The organism is Nitrospirota bacterium, from assembly GCA_020846775.1.
GTDB lineage: Bacteria > Nitrospirota > 9FT-COMBO-42-15 > HDB-SIOI813 > HDB-SIOI813 > RBG-16-43-11.
Genome location: JADLDG010000016.1, coordinates 1 through 20,565 on the forward strand (window position 1 = coordinate 1; position 20,565 = coordinate 20,565).

Consider the following 20,565-nt stretch of genomic DNA (forward strand, 5'->3'; position numbering starts at 1 on the left):
TCACTATCCTGAGTCCTACGTCCCTGGATCCTGTGAAGGTTATAAAATCAATATCAGCATGAGTCACAAGATAATCTCCAACAATATTGCCGGGGCCTGGCAGATATTGCAGGACACCAGGAGGAAGCCCTGCCTTATTGAATAAGTCAACAAGCATCCATGCGGTTACAGGAGAAAGGCCCGACGGCTTAAATACTGCACAATTCCCGGTTACGATACTTGCAGCAACCATCCCGGTTGGGATGGCAAGGGGAAAGTTCCATGGGGAGATTATGATACCTATACCTCTTGGCATATAATGGTAGTAATTGATCTCACCCGGATAGTTTCCGTAATGCCCGGACCCTATCCTTTTCATCTCTCTGCCATAATATTCCAGATAATCTATAGCCTCTGAGACATCACTGTCTGCCTCATTCCATGATTTTCCAACTTCTAATATCTGAAGGGCGGCAAGCTCAAACCTCTTATCCTTCATCATTCCGGCCACCTTGATTAGATATTCTGCTCTTTCACCTGCACTGATAACCTTCCACGTCTCCCACGCCCTTCTTGCCCCGGAGATTGCCTGCTCGATCTCTCTTGCTGCTGCAGACGATGCCTTACCCACTATCTCTCCCGGATTGGCCGGATTAAGGGAGATAATCTCCTTATCAGTCAGTATCTCTTTACCATTTATATAGAGCGGGTATTTTTTATCGAACTGTTCCCTGACAACAACAAGTGCCTCCTTCATCTTTTCCCTGTTCTCCCTCCTGGAAAAGTCAGTTGGAGGTTCATTTTGAAAACCAGCACTTTCCTGCAATTGAGGACAGAATTCAATTCCGTCCCCACTCGGTTTTGGAGTCCTTAAAAGTTCTTCGACAGAACTCTTTTCCACAAATGACATCCTCAGGAATGATTCATTGGATGTGTTCTCCAGAAGCCTCCGGATAAGATATGCCATTCCAGGAAGAAGTTCCCCTATTGGTGAATAGATCCTTACCCTGTAACCCATCTTTTCCAAAGCATCACGGATAGGCTCCCCCATACCATACAGCATCTGAAATTCAATTGAATTATCCGGTAGTCCCAGTTCCTCACTCACAGCAATGGCGCTGGCTATACTCCGGATATTGTGAGTTCCGATAGCAGGACGTATTACTTCACTGTTTTTCAACATGAGCCTTGAAAGTTTCTCAAAGTTGAGATCTGTCTCGCCCTTACTTAGAAAGACCGGAACAGGCCAACCAATTTGCCTGTTGATTACCGTTTCATAATCCCAGTAAGCCCCTTTTACCAGCCGGACCGTGATAACGCGCTTGTTCATGCGTGCCCATTCAATTAATGATTGCAGGTCATCAGCAGAATCTCGCAGGTATGCCTGGATGGCAATCCCAGCAAAAGGGAAGTCTTTGAACTCATCCTCTTCGATCAGGCTCTTGAATACTGCGATGACAAGGTCTTTAAGATAATAATATTCCATATCACAGGTGAAAGATGCACCGACTGTTATTGCCTTTTTAAGGATCAGCCTGAGACCATCTTTTGCATCCTCAATTGACCCATCCCAATCAACCGGATCAATTTGTGAATAAACAGATGACATCTTGACCGATATATTCACTTTGGGAATATGTCCATACCCATCTTCGTCTAATATGGAATTGTGAGACCAGAGAAGGCTGAAGGCACCCAGCATATCTAATAATTGTAAATTCTTTTCAATATATCTGTCTGCTTCTTTATCACTTACGACTGTTTCGCCAAGCAGATAACAGCTTAAGGCATAACCAGCGTCCCTGAGAGTCAGCAGCTTTTCCTTAGCCTCCTCAAAATTACCGCCTGATATGAACTGTCGTGCAAAGCTCCTGATATTTGTCCTTATTGCCAGAGCGGCTGCCTTTGCCATAAGACCCCGATCAGGAATATTTCCTGCGCCAAGCTTGAATATGCCGAGCAGGTCTATAATGTCTCCTGAAAAGTACTCTTTCAATATCCTTATAACCGAATAATCGCTTTTGAGAGAAGGAAGGACATCTATGAACCGGAACAACTGGGTCTTGAAATGCTCATCCTTCATTGCCCACTCCAGAACCTTTCCCTCCCACTTTCTTTTGTCAAAAACAGAGGGGGTAAAGTTTATTGCCTCAGAATAGAGTTTGTTTCCAATCTCCGTAATCCGGTCTTCTATGTTTTTCATATAATTTAGGGAATACCGGGGAATTCCGGTGGTGATGCCTGTTTAATATATATAATATGAAAATTCTGTGTCATACCAATATGATAATGTCCTATTATACCAAAATAGAAATGTCCTATTAAGTGCTAAGATGTTCTCCTCATAAGGGGGGGCATTATGGCAAGAGAGGACATTATCATGTTGAGTATTTAGGAGATGAGAAGGGTTAAAATAATTAATGAGGTACTGGATAAGCATATGACGCAAGTAGCTGCTGGGGAATTCCTGTCATTGTCAGACAGACAAGTTCGCAGGATTGCTGTCAGGGTTAAGGATGAGGGTGACAAGGGGCTTTGCCATAAGGGACGTGGTAAGCAATCAAACCGTAGTATAGGAGATGAGATAAAGGACAGGATAATAGAGTTGTATAGAAATAAATATGCAGGCTTTGGTCCTACTCTTGCGGTAGAGAAATTAGAGGAGATTGATAAGATAAAGATAAGCGATGAAACATTGCGGTTATGGCTCCAAGAATCAGGTATAGAATACAAGACACGCAAGAAGAGGCCGCATCGGCAATGGAGACAGCGGCGAGAGCATTTTGGTGAGTTCGTGCAGATAGATGGGTCACATCATAACTGGTTTGAAGGCAGGGGACCTAAGTGTGTGCTCATGGCGTATGTTGATGATGCTACGGGAGAGGTTTATGGACGTTTTTATGAATATGAGGGAACGATCCCTGCCATGGACAGTTTTAAGAGGTATATTGAGTTATATGGGATTCCCATGAGCATATACCTGGATAAGCATACAACGTATAAATCTACGGCAAAGCTGACGATAGAGGATGAATTAAAGGGACGTAAGCGCCAGATGAGCCAGTTTGAGAGGAGCATGGATGAGCTTGGAGTGGAGGTTATCCATGCAAATTCTCCACAGGCCAAGGGCCGGATAGAACGGTTATTTGGGACATTCCAGGATCGTGTGCTTAAAGAGATGAGCCTGTCTGGGATTAAGAGCATTGATGAGGCAAACAGCTTCCTGGAGACTTACTTACCTTTATTTAACAAGAAATTCAGGGTACTCCCGACCAAAGCTGCTGATCTTCACCGTCCCTTTTCAGGTAAGAGAAGCCTCGATCAGATTCTTTGCATCAGAGATAGACATGTTTTAAGAAATGATAATACCATTGGACATAATAGCAAGCTGTATCAGATTGAAGACGATATACCAGCAGAGAAGGTTATGGTAGAAGAGAGGACTGATGGTTCAATGTATATAACATACAATGACAAGCCTCTAAGGTATAAAGAGATTACCACAAGGTCTGTCAGAGAGGTTGAACCTCCTGAGCCGAAGATTCGAATAGCGAGATGATAAAACCTGCTAAGGATCATCCTTGGCGCAAACCTAAGGGTTACAAAAAGGATAAAGGAACAATACAACCAGTTCCATGAAATCCGGACATTTCTATTTTGGTAAAAACAGGACATTTCTAAATTGGCTTGACACAGATTCTGTTTTTCTTGACTTAAAACACGCATCTTGTATTATGATAAACATTGCGGGATGTGATCACGAATCAGAGGGAGTTTATGGGGTAGGGTCTGACCATACCTCTCGGCATTCGTTAGCAGTCCAGTTGACTCACGTTGCGGTTGTTATGGAGAATATTATCCCGATCCGTATAAGACCAGTGGTGCAACAGGCTGTTTTTGTATATGGCAAGAACCGCTAAACCTTCGCTCCAGCGGACCGGAAACAAGTTCCGTTTCGCTGAGCTTAGCTCTACGTTAGGTGACAAACATAGACTCACTGACATCTGGTGGAATCATCTGAGGAATGACACAGGGGAAACGCTATGAGTTGGTATCTTGCAGCTCTAAAAAAATACGCGACATTCTCGGGGCGAGCGCAACGCAGTGAGTATTGGTATTTCTTTCTATTTTATTTTCTTATTTACATTGGCCTTGCCCTTGTTGATGGCATACTTGGGTCTTTCAGCGTAGAGGATGGCATGGGTCTTCTAAGCGGCATTTTAAAATTGGCATGATTATCCCATCAATAGCTGTCGTCGTCAGGAGACTTCACGACACAAACCGGAGTGGTTGGTGGTTGCTAATTGGTCTAATTCCGCTAATAGGAGGCATTGTCCTAATAGTTTTTACTGTCCAAGATAGCCAGCCAGGCCCAAATCAATTTGGGCCTAATCCAAAAGAAAATGCCGCCTAACAAGGAGTTGTAGTCCCAAAAAGATAAAATGAATAATCCTTACAAATATTCTGATTATCCCAAAATGCCTTCTTCTTTTGTCTGCTATGCGGATATTTTGGGCTATTCACATCTTCTGGAGAGTTCAAACGGGTTGGGAGATGAGTCATTCTATACTGCAAAGGTTCTCACTGACAATATCATTGTTGGTTATGCAAAACGTTGGCGAAAGATATAATATAAATGTTAAACTGTAATTCATGGAGAACTCATTGAAAACCACTCACAAAATAATAACCGGTGATAGCAGACAAATGAACCTTATCCCTGATAAGTCGGTTCATCTGGTCATTACTTCACCTCCCTATTGGCAATTAAAAGACTACGGGACAGAAAATCAAATCGGTTTTCACGAAAGTTACGAAAGTTATATCAATAACCTGAACCTTGTCTGGAAAGAGAGTCTAAGAGTATTAAATCCAGGATGCCGGCTTTGCATTAACATTGGTGACCAGTTTGCCCGTTCGGTTTATTACGGGCGTTATAAAGTAATTCCAATCAGAACAGAAATAATAAAGTTTTGCGAAACAATAGGTTTTGACTATATGGGTGCAGTTATTTGGCAGAAGATCACAACAACCAATACAACTGGTGGCGCTACTATAATGGGGAGTTTCCCATATCCCCGAAATGGAATATTAAAACTGGACTATGAATTTATTCTGCTTTTTAAAAAACTGGGGATGTCTCCCAAGCCAACCAATGAGCAGAAAGAACTTTCTGCAATGACGAAAGACGAGTGGAATACTTATTTCTCAGGTCACTGGTACTTTGCAGGTGCGAAACAGGACGGACATATTGCAATGTTTCCCGAAGAGTTACCTGCCCGGCTGATAAAAATGTTTGCTTTTGCAGGTGATACTGTTTTAGACCCATTCCTTGGCAGCGGTACCACTTCACTTGCCGCCAGAAATTTAAGTCGTAACTCGGTTGGCTATGAAATAAATCCCGCCTTTATTCCAATAGTAAAAGATAAACTTAATATTAATCAATCTGACCTTGCAGCAACAGAATATGTGTTTCTAAAAGACAGTGTCAGTATTGATCTGAATAAGGAAGTTGAAAATCTGCCTTATATTTTTAAGGACCCTCATAAACTTGATAAGAAAATTGATCCCAGAAAACTTCAATTCGGTTCAAAGATTGATAATAACAGTGGCGAAAGAGAGGTATATTATTCAGTCAAAGAAGTAATCAGCCCTGAGTTGATAAGGCTGAATAATGACTTGATTATTCGCCTGCTTGGAGTTAAAGAGAAGAAATCGGTTAATGGACAGGCGATCAAATTCCTGTTTGAAAAAACAAAGGGTCAAAAAGTGTTTATTAAATTCGACGGCCGGAAATTTGACGAACATAACAATCTTCTTTGTTATCTCTACCTGAAGAATAAGACCTTTATAAATGCCCATATAATCAAGGAAGCTTTAGTGGACGTTGACGGGTTAACTGATTTTAAATATAAAGAAAAATTCTTAAAACTTGGAGTACAAAGTGGCTAAAGAGTGGATTCTAAACAACGCAATGAATCGCTTTCAATTAAATTTCAAAAGGAACGTTGGCCCAACTTCTGAAAGCATCAGGCAATGTGAGCCGAAAACGATAGACGAATGGAGAGAGTATTACTTTAAGAATGTACGTTCCAAAGATCACATTGAATCTCTTGGGAAAAAACTCTACATAAAAATAACTGAAGTTATTCAATCTGAGGTTGAGGAAATTACAGAGCAGGATTGTATTGATTATATCCGCCAGCTTGTTATTGACCGCACATTTGACGGTTATATGACAGAAATAAAAACAATTTATGGACAACTCGAAAAAGAACTCGGAGTCAAAATAGAACCTGCACCCGATGAGTGGGACAGGCGTTATAATGTAGACTTCTTTATCAAAATCAAAGAAAAGTATATTGGAATACAGATAAAACCGGTAAACCAAGGCATACAATTATCACAAATATTCAAGGAAAGGGACTTGCAAAGCAAGACCCACGTGAAATTTACAAGGGAATATGGGGGCAAAGTGTTTTACATCTTTTCATCTAAAGCCGGAGAGAGGAAAGAAATAAGAAATAAAGATGTAATTGATGAAATATGTAAAGAAATCGAACGATTGAAAAAATAAATAAATAATCAAAAATGCATACATCAAACACAAAAGCTGACCGATTACTGGAACTCTTAGAATTCGCAAAGCAATCCGCACTTCTCCGCTCAAACCCAGTACCAGACATCAGCCGATATGGAATTTTTCATGAGTATGAGCATGGAATTGCATCCATGCCGGGTTTAAATTTTAATAAAGGCACATTGGACGGCGAAGATGAGATATGGCTTGTGGTCAAGCGCCTGCAAGAATCTACTGCCCCACAACCCGAGAGCATTCTATTAAAGACTTGGATTGACCTTACAAATAATCCATCTAAAGAGCCCACTTTACGGTCTCATGTTGATATTCAGACACTAATAAACATCGGTGAGTTTACCATCCAGAAAAACAAATCCAACCTGGATCCTAAGCAGCTTGTTGCTTTTAATACGTTTGATCGGGGGGGGACTGTTGAAAAACAATTTAAGGCATACATAGAAAACGTTTGGAAGCCGTGGGCAGCGGAGGAAAGACGTCGTCGGAAAACAATTTCTTTATATGCAAAGCTATTTACCCTCAAGCAACAGGTAGAAGGCGGTATCGTTGATGCTCAAATAGAATTGGTCTGGGGCAGCGGTATTGCTATGTGGAACATGGCAGGCCTTCAAGTAGTCTACCCGCTTGTAACCCGGCTTGTTGAATTATCACTAAACGAGGCAACGATGGAAATTGAAGTTCGTCCCCGCGACAGCGATCCAAGGGTCGAACTTGATATTTATTCTGTTACTGATAATCCGGGAGTGTCTGAGACTGAAAAAGCCGCAAAAGAATTCTTTGCAAATGCGACAACAACTTTCTCTCCATTTGATCGTAGTACATTTGAGCCGCTGTTGCGTTCTGCTGTAACCTATCTTGACCCTAAAGGTATCTATTGGCCGTCTCGCGCGTCCGCCGATGATCGTTCATTGCCCAAAGCTTCGGAAGAACTTAAAGTAACCGATACATGGGTGTTATTCGCAAGGCCAAGAAGTGCGAGCCTATTCATTCAGGACATTGAAAGATTCAAGAAAAAACTTAATGATAAAGCTATTACAGACAAACTTCCCAAGCCTGTTACTGCCATGGTTACAGACCCTGCAACAACGAATGAGGATATTCCCCTTCCGTCGCTTCGAGGGCTCTCCACTGTTTGTGGAAGTATTGGACATAGTGTCAACAGCAAGCCTGCCCAAGATTTGTTCTTTCCCATGCCCTTTAATGATGAACAAGTTCGTATAGTCCAGTTGCTTGAATGCTCGGACGGCGTTGTGGTGCAGGGGCCACCCGGAACCGGCAAAACGCATACTATTGCCAATATCATTTGTCATTATTTGGCAATGGGCAAGCGTGTACTTGTCACATCCATGAAAGACCCCGCACTTGTGGTACTACGGGAAAAATTACCCCCTGAAATTCGCCCCATTGCTATAAGTTTGCTCACTAGCGAACAAGAGGGGCTGAAGCAATTCGAGTATGCGATTTCTAAAATCGCTGCGGAAGTTCAGCGGTTAGATCGTCTTTCTTTGTCTCGTGAGATTTCTCAGATAGAAAATTTAATAGACGCCTATCATGCCAAGCTCGCCAAGATTGATAACCAGATTGGCGAATGGGCCATCAAGAATCTTAGTCGTATTGAGCTTGATGGAGAAACACTTGAACCTTATGAGGCCGCTGAAATTGTTGTCAAGAATGAACAAACGATCTCGTGGTTTGAGGATGCCCTTTCTATAGAGGCTGAATTCCGCCCGCGTTTTACCGATGCCGATGTCGTCAGATTACGGGAGGCTAGACGTGCGCTCGCAAATGACCTTGATTATCTAAATTGTAATTTACCACTGATTTCTTCTTTTCCTGACTCCCGGGAACTTCTGCGAGCGCACCAAGACCTTGCTCGTGCAGTTGAACTTCAGGCGCAGGTTGATTCGGGTGAAGTGACTTCTCTTGCAGACTCGTCTAAAGAAACATTCGATGCTGCACAAAGCCTGTCGGCTCAGATTTCAAACCTGAAACTTCTTTATCATTCTATTCAGAACTTTGGTAATTGGCCCTACATACTGTTAGGCCATTTGCGTTCAGGTACAAAGGCGGATGTACTTGAATTGTTTGACTCGTTAGGGAACGAATTCAGTATTGCTGTTGCTGAACGCAAGAAATTCTTGGCTAAGCCAGTCACTGTGCCTGATGGTATTGACCTAAATGCAGAGTTGGTCGAAGGTATAAAGAATCTCGTTCAGGGCAAGCGTCCTTTCGGGTTGGCAGGGATATTCTGCAGAAGTGCCGGAAAAAGTTTACTCGATGCCATACGTGTGACGAACTCCTCACCTAACGGAACTTCTGACTGGCAGCATGTTCTCAATTATTTGCTCCACCTTAAATCGCTACGAGACCTGCTGACCCGTTGGAATGCTTTGGCCGATGAGCTACAGATACCAACCTTCAAGGCAGACCCTGCTCAGGCTGCTGATGCATCTGAAGTCTATAGTCTCTATCGGCGACTTGTGGAGATAGTTTCTATTGAAGGCGAAGTAACCGCGGCAATAAAACGAGTGCTTCCAGCATGGGAAAAGGTAAATAGTATTCAAAATGACTCCATTGCCCTTGATGAAGCAGAAAAAATATTGTTTCATCACCTTACGCGGAATCGTTTGGCTGAGACGTGGGTTCTGAAGGAACGTTTTCAGGAAGTTCTATCGGGTTGCACTGGCCGAATTACTAACGACATACGTGTATATTTAGACAACGCACTTGGGAACCCGGATGTAAGTGAAGCAGAGACACAGGGCCGTTGGACTGCGCTCATGGAAGAGTTACGCCGTATCCATGGACTAAAATCACATCTCGATACTATTGCAAATGTAACACAGCTTATCGAAGATTCAGGAGCCTCTAAGTTGGCATCTCGGCTCAGAAAGGAAAATATTGTATCAAGTTCAGACGCTCTGCTACCAGATAATTGGCGGGAAGTGTGGCGACTAAAACGGCTTTCAACTTACCTCAACTCAATCGATGGTCGGGCTGAATTGAAACGACTCTCAAAACTTCGCGCAGATACTGAGGCTGATTTAGCCCGTGCTTACCAGGAAATTGTCACGAAAAGGACTTGGCTCAAGATTGCTGAAAATGCAACGCCTGATGTAAAAAGTGCACTAATGGCGTATATGTCAGCAATAGCCAAGATTGGAAAAGGCAGTAAAGGAGCTAAGCGTGCTATACGTTATCGACAGGATGCGCGCAACGCTGCAGCAAAAGCTAATCCTGCTATACCCTGTTGGATTATGCCCCACTACAGGATTTCTGAATCGCTGCCTGCTGAATTTGGCTGTTTCGATTTGGTTGTCATTGACGAAGCCTCTCAGTCCGATTTAACGGCACTGCCGGCTATTCTCCGTGCACAGAAGATTTTAATCGTTGGTGATGACAAACAGGTATCCCCGGAAGGCGTCGGTCTTGAAGAGGAAAAGATTCGCAATCTTATGAGCCGCTTCCTTGCAAACCAGGTAGAAACATATCGGCCACAGATGACGCCGGAACGTTCCATATACGATCTTTTTAAAGTAGTGTTTGCCAAGTCGGCAGTAATGTTGAGGGAGCATTTTCGTTGTGTTGCGCCTATCATCGAATATTCAAAGCGTGAGTTCTATAACCACGAACTGAAGCCGTTACGTATTCCCAAGTCGTCCGAGCGGTTGTCTCCTCCTTTGGTGGATGTAATCGTTGAAGATGGTTTCCGCAAAGGTGATATTAATCCGGCTGAAGCTCGATTTATAGTAGATGAAATCAAGGCAATTGTCCAAGACCCATTGATGACAAAACGTTCTATCGGGATGGTTTCTTTGCTCGGAGAAAAGCAGGCACTAAAAGTATGGGAGATGCTCGAAGAAGAAATCGGTTTGGATATGATACAGAGGCACAAAATCACTTGTGGGGATGCTCGGACTTTTCAAGGGAAAGAACGGGATATTATGTTTCTCTCTTTGGTGGTATCAAAAAACGATGCAAAGGCTTTGTCGGGCTTGAGTTATGAGCAACGATTTAATGTCGCCGCTTCTCGAGCGCAAAATAGAATGTATTTGGTGCGTAGTGTTCTGATAGATGATTTAGGGACAACCGATATGCGGAAAAAACTGCTTTCACATTTTTCAACGCCTTTTGCTCAGAATGAAAATTATGTAACAGACAAGCGAAAACGGTGCGAATCACCATTTGAACGTGAGATATATGACACCCTTACAGAGCGTGGTTATCACGTTCTTCCTCAAGTACCTGTAGGGGAGTTTCGCATTGATATGGTAGTCGAAGGGAACCAGGACAATAGATTAGCAATCGAATGTGATGGAGACCGCTATCATGGAATAGATAAATGGGATGATGATATGAGGCGGCAACGTATTCTGGAACGTGCCGGTTGGCGGTTTTGGCGGTGCTTTGCCTCCACTTTTTTAATAAATAGGCAAGACGTTATTCAAGACCTTATAGCCACCTTACAGGGCTTCGGCATAGAACCTGTTGGGTCGGAAAACAATGAGGCGCTAAGTATTCATACGGAACAAAGGAAAGTAACAGCCTTCAATATAACAAATGAAAATGCGATATGATTAAAAGGCATATCCAACAAAACGCTCAAGACAGACGTGACATAAAGCCGCTACTCCGCTTAGCTTTATCATTATCTGCAAAAGTGAAGCAGCAGAATAAATTAAAATCGGAGGATATGAAAAATGGTAATTTCTTTTATAGCATTTATCATAGTATTTTCTATCATTGTGCTTGTTCATGAGTTTGGACATTTTATTGCAGCAAGAAAATCCGGGGTCAAAGTCTATGAATTTTCCATAGGTTTTCCTTTCAGCCCACGGCTGGTTACACTTTACCGTCATAAAGAAACTGAGTTCACCCTGAGATTGCTTCCTCTCGGGGGATTTGTAAGTTTTTCAAAAGACGGCGATGAAGATGCAAAAGGACTGTTTGAAGCCTCTTATTTCAGACGTGCATTAATCATGTCAGCAGGTTCTTTGTTTAATATTGTCTTTGCTTTTATAATATTTATTCCCGTATATATAATGGGCAAACACCTTCATTTTATAGATGCTGTATCGTTAAGCGCAGAAACCGTGTGGGGAATACTGTCAGGAACTGTGATTGCCCTCCTAACCATCCTTTCCGGGCATGGCGGGATGGATGGATTAACCGGGCCTGTGGGGATAGCCTTAATGGCCGGCCAGGCGGCGAGTAATGGTTTTATGAATCTTTTATATTTCACCGGGGTATTGAGCATGGGCCTTGGGATAATGAATCTTTTTCCGCTTCCTGCACTGGATGGCGGCCAGTTGCTTATGCTTTTTATAGAAACCATCAGGAAAAAGCCAATAGGGATGAAAACGTATCAGGCGGTTAATCTGATTGGATTTGCGTTATTTATAATTTTATCAGTGTTAGTGACATATAAGGATGTTGTTAAGTTAATATCGTGACATCAGATATCAGTAATATGAAAATTCTGTTGACATTTCAACTGATTGAATTATAATTGTCTTTTTCGAAGGAGGCATTATGTCGCTTACATACAGACCACACAATAAAAGCAGAAAAAGGACCCATGGCTTCAGGAGAAGGATGAGGACTAAAGGCGGAAGAAAGATTTTAGCGAGGAGAAGGGCCAAGGGTCGTGCAAGGTTAGCAGTTTAAACTATTAGAAACACCTGTATTGAGTAAGTCAAAATATAAGATCCGGAATGGATGGGAATACCGGCATATTTACAAAATCGGGCGGAGAAAGGCCAATCGTTATTTTGTCCTCTACGTTGTAGAAACCAACCTTGGATTTAGCCGGATTGGATTATCTGTCAGCCGCAAGCTGGGTAATGCTGTTATACGCAACAGGGTTAAAAGGCTCATCAGAGAGATCGTCAGGTCTGATGATTATTCTTTATTGAAAGAAGCGAGCATAGATATGGTAGTTGTTGCCCGACAGGGGATGGTAGGTGTTAAGTTGGACGAGGCAAGGGCAGCATTCATTAAATTAGTAAGGTCAGTGGAGCGTTGAATATTACTGGTTCACAAATCTTTGTAATAACTATAAAGAATTATCAGAGATACCTGTCTATTTTAAAGCCTCAAACCTGCAGATTCTATCCCACCTGCTCTCAATATTCTATAGATGCATTTGAAAAGTTTGGAGTCATTAAAGGCATAGTAAAGACTGTTTTAAGGATTTTTAAATGTCATCCCTTTCACCCGGGTGGTTATGACCCGGTTAAATAAGAGAGAATTTTAATGGACAATATGAACAAAAGGATCTTGATTGCAATACTCTTATCAGTAGCAGTGCTGGTTGCATATCCATTCATAGTTCCAACACCAAAACCCCCCAGGAAGGACATACAGGCATCTCAGGGAGTAGAACAGCCCGCGGCAAACAGAGCGGAAAATCCAACTTCTGCGGCTCAAGTGCTGCCTGTTACCGCTGAGGTCAGCAAGGAAGAACATACAATAACAATAGATACGGACCTCTACAAGGCTATATTCACAAACAAGGGCGGGGTCATTAAACACTGGGAATTAAAAAAGTACTGGACTGATGTGACCAGGCAGAATAGTATCGTCCTCATTGATCCCGGAAAAGAAATAGTAGCTGCATATCCTCTGAGTACTTCCGTCGAAAACAATGAATTAAATAATATTTTAAAGGATGGGCTTTATAAGGTTGACGGGTCGGATTTGAAACTAAGTGCGGGAAACCCGACAGGGACTCTTTCTTTTACCCTTGTTGATTCAAAAAGCGGAAAAGGATTTAAGAAAACCTTCACCTTCCATAACGACACATATACTGTTGATGTTGACCTGATCCCTGTAAATATTACAGAGAGCTATGCTGTCTCAACCGGATCGAACTTCGGGATTCACGAGTGGGGAGAGGCCAGGATGCTTGGATTCGTGGGACCAATTACTATGGTTGGATCCAAGCTGGAAAAAGACAAAGTATCCAAGATTACGGGGCCAGTATATCATGATGGGGAGATACAATGGACAGCCATCCAGGATAAATACTTCCTGTCAGCCCTGATTCCAAAAGAAAAGGTCAACCGGGTTATCGTTAAGAAGGACAGGGAAAAGGACGTTCAGTCTTCAATTGAAGTGACAGCAGGCAGGAAGATCTCCTTAGTACTTTATGCAGGTCCAAAAGAATCCAAACAATTGGAAAGTCTCGGGGTCGGGCTTGATAAAACGATCCCGTTCGGCTGGTTTATGTTTTGGGAGTTGGGTGTAATAAGCTGGCTCGCTAAGGCATTATTCTACATACTTCAGGTATTCCACAAATACAGCGGTAATTATGGAATTTCAATAATATTCCTTACCACTATAATAAAGATCATTTTTGTACCGCTCACATATAAGAGCATGAAGTCCATGAAGGCAATGCAGAGGCTTCAGCCTGAACTCCAGAAATTACAAAAAAAACACAAAGATGACAAAGTTGCGCTGAACAAGGCAATGATGGAGTTGTATAAAACTCATAAGGTAAATCCTCTTGGCGGGTGCCTCCCTATGCTGCTGCAATTACCTGTGTTTATGGGGTTGTATAATCTGCTTGCATACTCAATAGAGTTAAGACAATCTCCACTATTCCTGTGGATTAAAGACCTTTCTTTAAAGGACCCTTATTATGTCCTGCCTATCATTATGGGAATAAGCATGCTCCTGCAGCAGAAGATGAGTCCGAGTACGGTTGACCCGACACAGGCTAAGATAATGCTTATTATGCCTGTAATCTTTACATTCTTCTTTTTAAACTTCCCGTCTGGACTTGTGCTTTACTGGCTGGTAAACAACCTGCTTACAGTAGGTCAGCAGGTCATACAAAACAAATATTTCTCAGGGAAGTAAAAATAAAGAGTAGAGGTGGCAAGTCTGTCATCCTGAACTTGTTTCAGGATCTCCAACGTTGGCAGGATTAAGTCCTTCCAACGCCGTTGCGTATGCCCTGTAAGCATCTTCTCCAAACAACACAAATCGGACATGCTCAATCTCTTCGTTCAATTTGAGATATTCAATAACAGCATGTAAGGCAACCGGCGCTGCCCCATCAAAGGGATAACCATATGCCCCTGTGCTTAATGAGGGAAATGATATGCTCTTAATATTATTCTCAGCAGCGAGCTGAAGGCTATTTCTATAAGCGCTTGCAAGTAGTTCCGGTTCACCTTTTTTACCCCCGTGATAAATCGGGCCTACTGCATGTATCACATATTTCGCCTTCAATCGTCCGCCTGAGGTAATCACGGCATTTCCAGTCGGACATCCGCCAATCTTTCTGCACTCTTCCATAATCAGAGGTCCGCCGGCCCTGTGTATGGCGCCATCAACACCACCGCCGCCACGAAGCCCGGAATTCGCAGCATTAACAATCGCCTCAGTAGCCTCTTTCGTAATATCGCCTTTAACTAATTCGAGCATGAAGTTATTAATGTTAACTTTCATGAATATGAAGAGTCCTCATTTTGATCATGTTTATCACGGCCTTCGCCCGGTATCACCCTTTTGATAAATAAGTATGGTGTCCCCGGAATTGCTATTGAGACGATGGATAAATCAGCCTGTGGTTTTAAGTTGTCAATGAGAAATTGTCCGACGGAACCATGTTTATGATTGTCTTTTATAGAGGATAGGTTTATGCTCGACGTCATATTAATCAATGACAGGAAATTGTTTGAATTGTAAGTAAATTAGCAGGATGGGATAGTTCTGTCAACGGGAGTTTTGTCAGCACCTTGACACCTTTGTGCATATGGAATATAACCTAATCTTGAGAACAATCCCCCATATTTCCCATTCGTAAAGGGATAGATTGCTGTATGGATAAGAAAAGGATTGATTGTTTTAAATGTAAGTATTTTTATGTTACCTGGGATCAGAATTTCCCAAGGGGTTGTAAGGCAATGGGATTTAAATCTGCGGAAATGCCGTCTGATGTTGTTTATCAGTCATCCGGCATGGAGTGTATGAAGTTTGAAGGTAAGGAGACTCTGGAAGAATCTTCTTAATTAAGTATGGTGTCCCCGGAATTAATAGTAATCCTGATAACTGCAGGCTCTATGGATGAAGGTGAGAGGATTGCTGATTCTCTTGTAGAAAATCACCTTGTGGCCTGTGTAAACCTTGTCCCTTCTGTCAAATCTGTGTTCTTCTGGAGGGGAAAGACAGACCAGCAGTCAGAGGTTCTCCTGATTGCCAAGAGCAGGATGGCCCTTCTGGAACAGATAATAGATCATGTAAAACAAATCCACAGCTACAGCGTACCGGAGATCATAGCCATCCCCGTCATTGGCGGCTCTGAAGATTATCTTAAATGGGTAGAGGAAACCACTTCTTAGACATATACAACTCTTTATTTAAACACTTTGGCCCACAGCACTGGTGGCCTGGTGAGACCCCTTTTGAGGTTATAATTGGGGCTATCCTGACCCAGAATACATCATGGGATAATGTGTTAAAGGCTATTGCATCCCTTAAGGCATCCGGAAAGTTTACGCCGGAGGGCTTATTTAAACTGCCGAATGAAGAGCTTGCCCTGCTCATCAGGTCCTCAGGTTATTTTAATATCAAGGCAAAACGGCTGAAGAATTTTCTTTCATTCCTCTTTAATGATTATGGGGGAGATATAGACCTCATGATAAAAGAGGATGGGCAGATATTGAGGCACAAGCTCCTGAATGTAAATGGAATTGGCCCTGAAACAGCTGATTCAATACTCCTCTATGCTGCAGAACAGCCCGTTTTTGTTATTGATGCATATACTAAAAGAATCTTCTCACGTCATAGTTATGTAGACGCCGATGCTACCTATCATCAAATGCAGGAGCTGTTCATGAAATGCCTTCCGCAAGATAAATGCCTGTACAATGAGTATCATGCCCTTATTGTCAGGGTCGGCAAGGAGCTGTGCAGGGCGGCCCCGCATTGTGACTCATGTCCTGTTGAGTATGATTTGCATAAGAAGGGCAAAAATGCTATAAGATAAAAGATTCACCAGTAGTAATGATAGAATTAGAGGGGGTATAATCAATACTTATGATAGGCAATTTCTTTAAAAAGATAATAGGCACGAAGAATGAACGGGAAATAAAGCGACTTGATGAAACAGTAGACCGTATAAATGCCCTTGAGCCTTCAATCTCTTCTCTGACTAACACGGCATTAAGACAAAAAACCGAAGAGTTTCGCTCCGCCTTGTCTGCAGGTAAGACCCTTGATGACATCCTGCCTGAGGCCTTTGCCGTAGTCCGCGAGGCATCCAAAAGGACTATAGGCTTGAGGCACTATGATGTCCAGCTTATAGGTGGAATGATCCTGCATGAAGGCAAGATTGCTGAGATGAAAACAGGTGAAGGAAAAACACTGGTTGCAACTCTGCCTGTATATCTCAACGCCCTTCCGGGACTGGGGGTACACGTCGTAACAGTAAACGATTACCTGGCAAGGCGCGACAGCCAGTGGATGGGTCAGATATACAAGTTTCTTGGACTTTCAGTCGGGGTTATTCTGCATGGCTTAAACGACAGAGAGCGGCAGGTGTCGTATGGAAGTGATGTTGTATATGGGACGAACAATGAGTTTGGTTTTGACTATCTCAGGGATAATATGAAGTTTGATGCATCCACTTTTGTTCAGAGGGAGCTTAATTATGCCATAGTAGATGAGGTGGACAGCATTTTGATTGATGAGGCACGGACCCCGCTGATTATATCCGGCTCTACTGAAGAATCAACAGACAAATATTACAAGATAAACAAGATAATTCCTCACTTGAAAAAGGAAACTGATTATACAGTTGAAGAAAAGACCCGTACAGTAGCGTTAACTGAAGATGGTAATGCAAAGGTTGAGCAGCTGCTTGGTCTGAGCAACCTATACGACATATCAAACATGGATATGGTTCATCATGTGGTTATGGGCCTTAAGGCTCACATCATATTCAAGCGGGACGTGGATTATGTTGTAAAAGATGGCGAGGTTCTTATTGTTGATGAATTTACTGGTAGATTAATGCCGGGGCGCCGCTATAGCGATGGACTGCATCAGGCGTTAGAGGCAAAAGAAAATGTAACCATTGCTCAGGAAAACCAGACCCTTGCCTCTATTACTTTCCAGAACTATTTCAGACTGTACAATAAATTAGCCGGCATGACAGGTACGGCAGACACAGAGGCTGCAGAATTTCAAAGCATTTATAATCTTGATGTCGTGGTAATACCCCCGAACAAACCTATGATCCGTATTGATAATGCAGATCAGGTCTACAAGACTGAACGGGAAAAGTTTAATGCAGTTGCTGATGAAATAACTGAAAGAAATAAACGGGGACAACCTGTACTGGTTGGAACGGTTTCAATCGAAAACTCTGAGAAGCTGTCAGACCTCTTAAAGAAAAAGGGGATTAAACACACGGTTCTGAATGCTAAATTCCATGAGATGGAGGCAGAGATAGTTGCGCAGGCAGGAAGGAAGGGTGCTGTAACAATAGCTACTAACATGGCTGGCCGTGGTACTGACATCCTGCTTGGCGGAAATCCTGAGTTCCTTGCAAAAAGAGAGTTTGCCGGAAAACCGGATTTAGCTCCTGAAGAACATGACAGGATTGTTAATAGATTTAAGTTAGAGTGCGACAAGGAAAAGGAAGATGTCATTGCAGCTGGCGGACTCCATATAATTGGTTCAGAAAGACATGAGGCAAGGCGTATTGACAATCAGCTTCGCGGAAGGTCAGGCCGTCAGGGTGACCCGGGCTCCTCCCGCTTTTATCTTGCCCTCGAAGATGACCTGATGCGGATATTCGGATCTGACAAGATTGCAGGACTTATGAACAGGCTTGGAATGGAAGAGGGGACCCCCATAGAACACAGGATGGTTTCAAAGGCGATAGAAAATGCACAGAAAAAGGTTGAATCCCATAACTTTGACATACGAAAACACCTGATTGAGTATGACGATGTTATGAATCAGCAGAGGACCGTTATTTACAGCCAGCGGAGACAGATCCTTCAGGGAGAAGGGCTTACTGATATTGTATTTGACATGATAGAAGACCTCGTTGATGAATTCCTGGCAACTTATTGCGGGAAAGACATCTATCCTGAAGAGTGGGACATAAAAGGTCTCAAAGATGCGCTTACGAGACAATTCGCCCTTGAGATAAATGATAGTGAGATTGATTTTCTCCATACCGGTATTGAAGGACTTAAAGACATATTATTGGAAAAGTTACGCAAGGAATATGCTGATAAAGAGTCAGAATTTTCCAATGAGGTAATGAGGCAGGTTGAGAAGGTGGTACTTCTACAGGTTGTAGATACTCACTGGAAGGATCACCTTCTTTCCATGGACCACCTTAAAGAAGGAATCGGGCTTAGAGGGTATGGACAGAAAGATCCCCTTATAGAATATAAACGTGAAGGTTTTGATATGTTTAATGACATGATTAACAGAATAAAGGCCGACGCGGTTGAACGGGTATTCAAAATCCAGATTGTAAGACAACCGGAGCCGGTTCATCATGATCATAAACATCATCAACCTCATGTACAACAACAATCTCAGCATCACCAGCCAAATGAACAAACTCAAAGTCAACCGCAGCAGATGAACCAACCGCCTCAACCGACCCAGGTACGACCTGCAGCAATTAGTCCATCCCTGGTAATGAGGCCTCAAAGGATGCAGCTCAGCCGCGGAATACCCCCACCTCAGTCTACCACTGTACATAAAGGTGAAAAGGTGGGAAGAAATGACCCCTGTACATGTGGCAGTGGTAAAAAGTTCAAGAAATGTCACGGGGCATAGCCTAATAGAATTTTATTGTTCTGCCGATATTTATTTGCTCGTATACAACCCGAACCCGGTAGGAACATGAAAGATTTAAAACGAGAAAATAAGAAATTAAGAGCTACCCTAAAACAGGTAAAGAAGGAACTTGCCTTCTTTATCAATGTGGGAAAGTTACTTACCTCTACCCTCGAACTCAATAAGGTAACCGATATTATAATGGGCAATGTGCGCAAAATAGTCTCTGTAGAGGCATGGTCACTTCTGCTGATAGATGACAAAATGGATGAAATCTATTGTTCTATGACAAAAGGGAGTTACCTCCCTGGAGAGCTTAAAGATGTAAGATTAAAGATTGGAGAAGGGGTAGCTGGTATTGTGGCTGAACGGGGTAAACCTGTAATCATAAAAAATGTGCTGAATGACAAAAGGTGCAGTAAATACTTCAGGGATATTAAAGGATTAGCTCCAAAGGACGTTCTTTGTGTACCAATCATAAGCAAGAAAAAAACGATAGGAGTACTCGAGCTTGTAAACAAGGTAAATGGGAGGGTATTCACAAAGAATGAACAGGAACTTATGATGAAGTTTGCTGACCAGGCATCTATGGCTATAGAGGGTGCCAACCTTTATCATAAGATGGCCAATCTTGCTATTACAGACGACCTGACGAAATTATTTAACCTCAGACACTTGTACAGAGTACTTGACACTGAAGTTAAACGGTGCAGAAGGTATAACTCAAATTTTTCAATAATTTTTTTGGACATTGACACTTTTAAGCTGGTTAATGACAAACATGGTCATCTTATAGGTAGTAAGACCCTTATTGAGGTGGCGCGGATGTTAGTAAGCAGTCTCAGGGATGTAGACATAGTATCGCGTTATGGAGGAGATGAGTTTGTAATTGTTTTACCGCATACCCCGGTTGAAATGGCCTACAGGATAGCGACAAGGATTCACAATGACATGAAGAATCATTTGTTTCTCACTGAAGATGGATTGTCCCTAAGGATCACTGCAAGCTTTGGTGTTGCCGGTTATCCAGATCATGCCGGAAATGAAACTGAGCTGTTGAAAATAGCTGACCAGGCCATGTATGCTGCAAAGGAACTGGGAAGAAATCGCGTCGTAGTTGCATCAGACCCTGCCTTAAGGTAAGGAAACGTTTGAGATCCCTATAACTG

The 20,565-nt window shown here is 42.6% G+C and carries 18 protein-coding genes; 16 read left to right on the plus strand and 2 right to left on the minus strand.

Annotated features, from left to right (window positions below; all coding sequences use genetic code 11):
• The coding region (locus tag IT392_01640; protein MCC6543187.1) for a proline dehydrogenase family protein at positions 1 to 2,182 on the minus strand (2,182 nt) is incomplete at its 3' end.
• 195 nt (positions 2,183 to 2,377) lie between these two features.
• Between IT392_01640 and IT392_01645 the strand changes: the two genes are divergently transcribed.
• The 11 genes from IT392_01645 (at position 2,378) to yidC (ending at position 14,443) form a co-directional block, all read left to right on the plus strand.
• Positions 2,378 to 3,538 (plus strand): ISNCY family transposase, encoded by a 1,161-nt coding sequence (locus IT392_01645; GenBank protein ID MCC6543188.1) that lies wholly within the window; start codon positions 2,378 to 2,380, stop codon positions 3,536 to 3,538.
• Between the two features lie 484 nt (positions 3,539 to 4,022).
• Entirely contained in the window at positions 4,023 to 4,214 is a 192-nt protein-coding gene (locus IT392_01650; GenBank protein MCC6543189.1) for a DUF805 domain-containing protein, read from the plus strand.
• Positions 4,211 to 4,393: a DUF805 domain-containing protein gene (locus IT392_01655; GenBank protein ID MCC6543190.1), complete on the plus strand. Its 183-nt coding sequence runs from the start codon at positions 4,211 to 4,213 to the stop codon at positions 4,391 to 4,393. The genes IT392_01650 and IT392_01655 overlap by 4 nt, the downstream gene beginning before the upstream one ends.
• A gap of 293 nt (positions 4,394 to 4,686) precedes the next feature.
• Entirely contained in the window at positions 4,687 to 5,931 is a 1,245-nt protein-coding gene (locus tag IT392_01660) for a site-specific DNA-methyltransferase (GenBank protein MCC6543191.1), read from the plus strand.
• Entirely contained in the window at positions 5,924 to 6,556 is a 633-nt protein-coding gene (locus tag IT392_01665; GenBank protein ID MCC6543192.1) for an MjaI family restriction endonuclease, read from the plus strand. The genes IT392_01660 and IT392_01665 overlap by 8 nt, the downstream gene beginning before the upstream one ends.
• Positions 6,557 to 6,570: 14 nt before the next feature.
• On the plus strand, positions 6,571 to 11,154 hold the full coding sequence (locus tag IT392_01670; GenBank protein ID MCC6543193.1) for a DUF559 domain-containing protein: 4,584 nt from the start codon (positions 6,571 to 6,573) through the stop codon (positions 11,152 to 11,154).
• 123 nt (positions 11,155 to 11,277) lie between these two features.
• Positions 11,278 to 12,030: a site-2 protease family protein gene (locus IT392_01675; protein MCC6543194.1), complete on the plus strand. Its 753-nt coding sequence runs from the start codon at positions 11,278 to 11,280 to the stop codon at positions 12,028 to 12,030.
• A gap of 79 nt (positions 12,031 to 12,109) precedes the next feature.
• Positions 12,110 to 12,244, plus strand: coding sequence for a 50S ribosomal protein L34 (gene rpmH / locus IT392_01680; GenBank protein MCC6543195.1), 135 nt, complete (start codon positions 12,110 to 12,112; stop codon positions 12,242 to 12,244).
• Positions 12,245 to 12,263: 19 nt separating this feature from the next.
• A complete protein-coding gene (gene rnpA, locus IT392_01685; GenBank protein ID MCC6543196.1) occupies positions 12,264 to 12,602 on the plus strand; it encodes a ribonuclease P protein component in 339 nt (112 codons plus the stop codon).
• Positions 12,603 to 12,604: 2 nt separating this feature from the next.
• Positions 12,605 to 12,820, plus strand: a complete 216-nt coding sequence (yidD, locus tag IT392_01690) for a membrane protein insertion efficiency factor YidD (protein ID MCC6543197.1) — start codon at positions 12,605 to 12,607, stop codon at positions 12,818 to 12,820.
• Positions 12,821 to 12,832: 12 nt separating this feature from the next.
• Complete coding sequence (gene yidC / locus IT392_01695) at positions 12,833 to 14,443, plus strand: membrane protein insertase YidC (protein MCC6543198.1); 1,611 nt, start codon at positions 12,833 to 12,835, stop codon at positions 14,441 to 14,443.
• Positions 14,444 to 14,470: 27 nt separating this feature from the next.
• On the opposite strand, the gene IT392_01700 is transcribed toward yidC, so the two are convergent.
• Positions 14,471 to 15,037 (minus strand): O-acetyl-ADP-ribose deacetylase, encoded by a 567-nt coding sequence (locus IT392_01700; GenBank protein MCC6543199.1) that lies wholly within the window; start codon positions 15,035 to 15,037, stop codon positions 14,471 to 14,473.
• Between the two features lie 374 nt (positions 15,038 to 15,411).
• Between IT392_01700 and IT392_01705 the strand changes: the two genes are divergently transcribed.
• The 5 genes from IT392_01705 (at position 15,412) to IT392_01725 (ending at position 20,539) form a co-directional block, all read left to right on the plus strand.
• Complete coding sequence (locus IT392_01705; GenBank protein MCC6543200.1) at positions 15,412 to 15,600, plus strand: uracil-DNA glycosylase; 189 nt, start codon at positions 15,412 to 15,414, stop codon at positions 15,598 to 15,600.
• Between the two features lie 6 nt (positions 15,601 to 15,606).
• Entirely contained in the window at positions 15,607 to 15,930 is a 324-nt protein-coding gene (locus IT392_01710; protein ID MCC6543201.1) for a divalent-cation tolerance protein CutA, read from the plus strand.
• Complete coding sequence (locus tag IT392_01715) at positions 15,906 to 16,577, plus strand: endonuclease III domain-containing protein (protein MCC6543202.1); 672 nt, start codon at positions 15,906 to 15,908, stop codon at positions 16,575 to 16,577. Before IT392_01710 ends, IT392_01715 begins: the two co-directional genes overlap by 25 nt.
• A gap of 50 nt (positions 16,578 to 16,627) precedes the next feature.
• Positions 16,628 to 19,396 (plus strand): preprotein translocase subunit SecA, encoded by a 2,769-nt coding sequence (gene secA / locus IT392_01720; protein MCC6543203.1) that lies wholly within the window; start codon positions 16,628 to 16,630, stop codon positions 19,394 to 19,396.
• Positions 19,397 to 19,462: 66 nt separating this feature from the next.
• Entirely contained in the window at positions 19,463 to 20,539 is a 1,077-nt protein-coding gene (locus tag IT392_01725; protein MCC6543204.1) for a sensor domain-containing diguanylate cyclase, read from the plus strand.
• The last annotated feature ends 26 nt before the right edge of the window (positions 20,540 to 20,565 follow it).

Coding starts and splice junctions, on each gene's coding strand:
- secA (MCC6543203.1), top strand. CDS start 16,628: ATGATAGGCAATTTCTTTAAAAAGATAATAGGCACGAAGAATGAACGG.
- IT392_01645 (MCC6543188.1), top strand. CDS start 2,378: ATGAGAAGGGTTAAAATAATTAATGAGGTACTGGATAAGCATATGACG.
- IT392_01650 (MCC6543189.1), top strand. CDS start 4,023: ATGAGTTGGTATCTTGCAGCTCTAAAAAAATACGCGACATTCTCGGGG.
- IT392_01705 (MCC6543200.1), top strand. CDS start 15,412: ATGGATAAGAAAAGGATTGATTGTTTTAAATGTAAGTATTTTTATGTT.
- IT392_01660 (MCC6543191.1), top strand. CDS start 4,687: ATGAACCTTATCCCTGATAAGTCGGTTCATCTGGTCATTACTTCACCT.
- IT392_01700 (MCC6543199.1), bottom strand. CDS start 15,037: ATGAAAGTTAACATTAATAACTTCATGCTCGAATTAGTTAAAGGCGAT.
- yidC (MCC6543198.1), top strand. CDS start 12,833: ATGGACAATATGAACAAAAGGATCTTGATTGCAATACTCTTATCAGTA.
- IT392_01715 (MCC6543202.1), top strand. CDS start 15,906: ATGGGTAGAGGAAACCACTTCTTAGACATATACAACTCTTTATTTAAA.
- IT392_01725 (MCC6543204.1), top strand. CDS start 19,463: ATGAAAGATTTAAAACGAGAAAATAAGAAATTAAGAGCTACCCTAAAA.
- rpmH (MCC6543195.1), top strand. CDS start 12,110: ATGTCGCTTACATACAGACCACACAATAAAAGCAGAAAAAGGACCCAT.
- IT392_01655 (MCC6543190.1), top strand. CDS start 4,211: ATGATTATCCCATCAATAGCTGTCGTCGTCAGGAGACTTCACGACACA.
- IT392_01710 (MCC6543201.1), top strand. CDS start 15,607: ATGGTGTCCCCGGAATTAATAGTAATCCTGATAACTGCAGGCTCTATG.
- IT392_01675 (MCC6543194.1), top strand. CDS start 11,278: ATGGTAATTTCTTTTATAGCATTTATCATAGTATTTTCTATCATTGTG.
- IT392_01670 (MCC6543193.1), top strand. CDS start 6,571: ATGCATACATCAAACACAAAAGCTGACCGATTACTGGAACTCTTAGAA.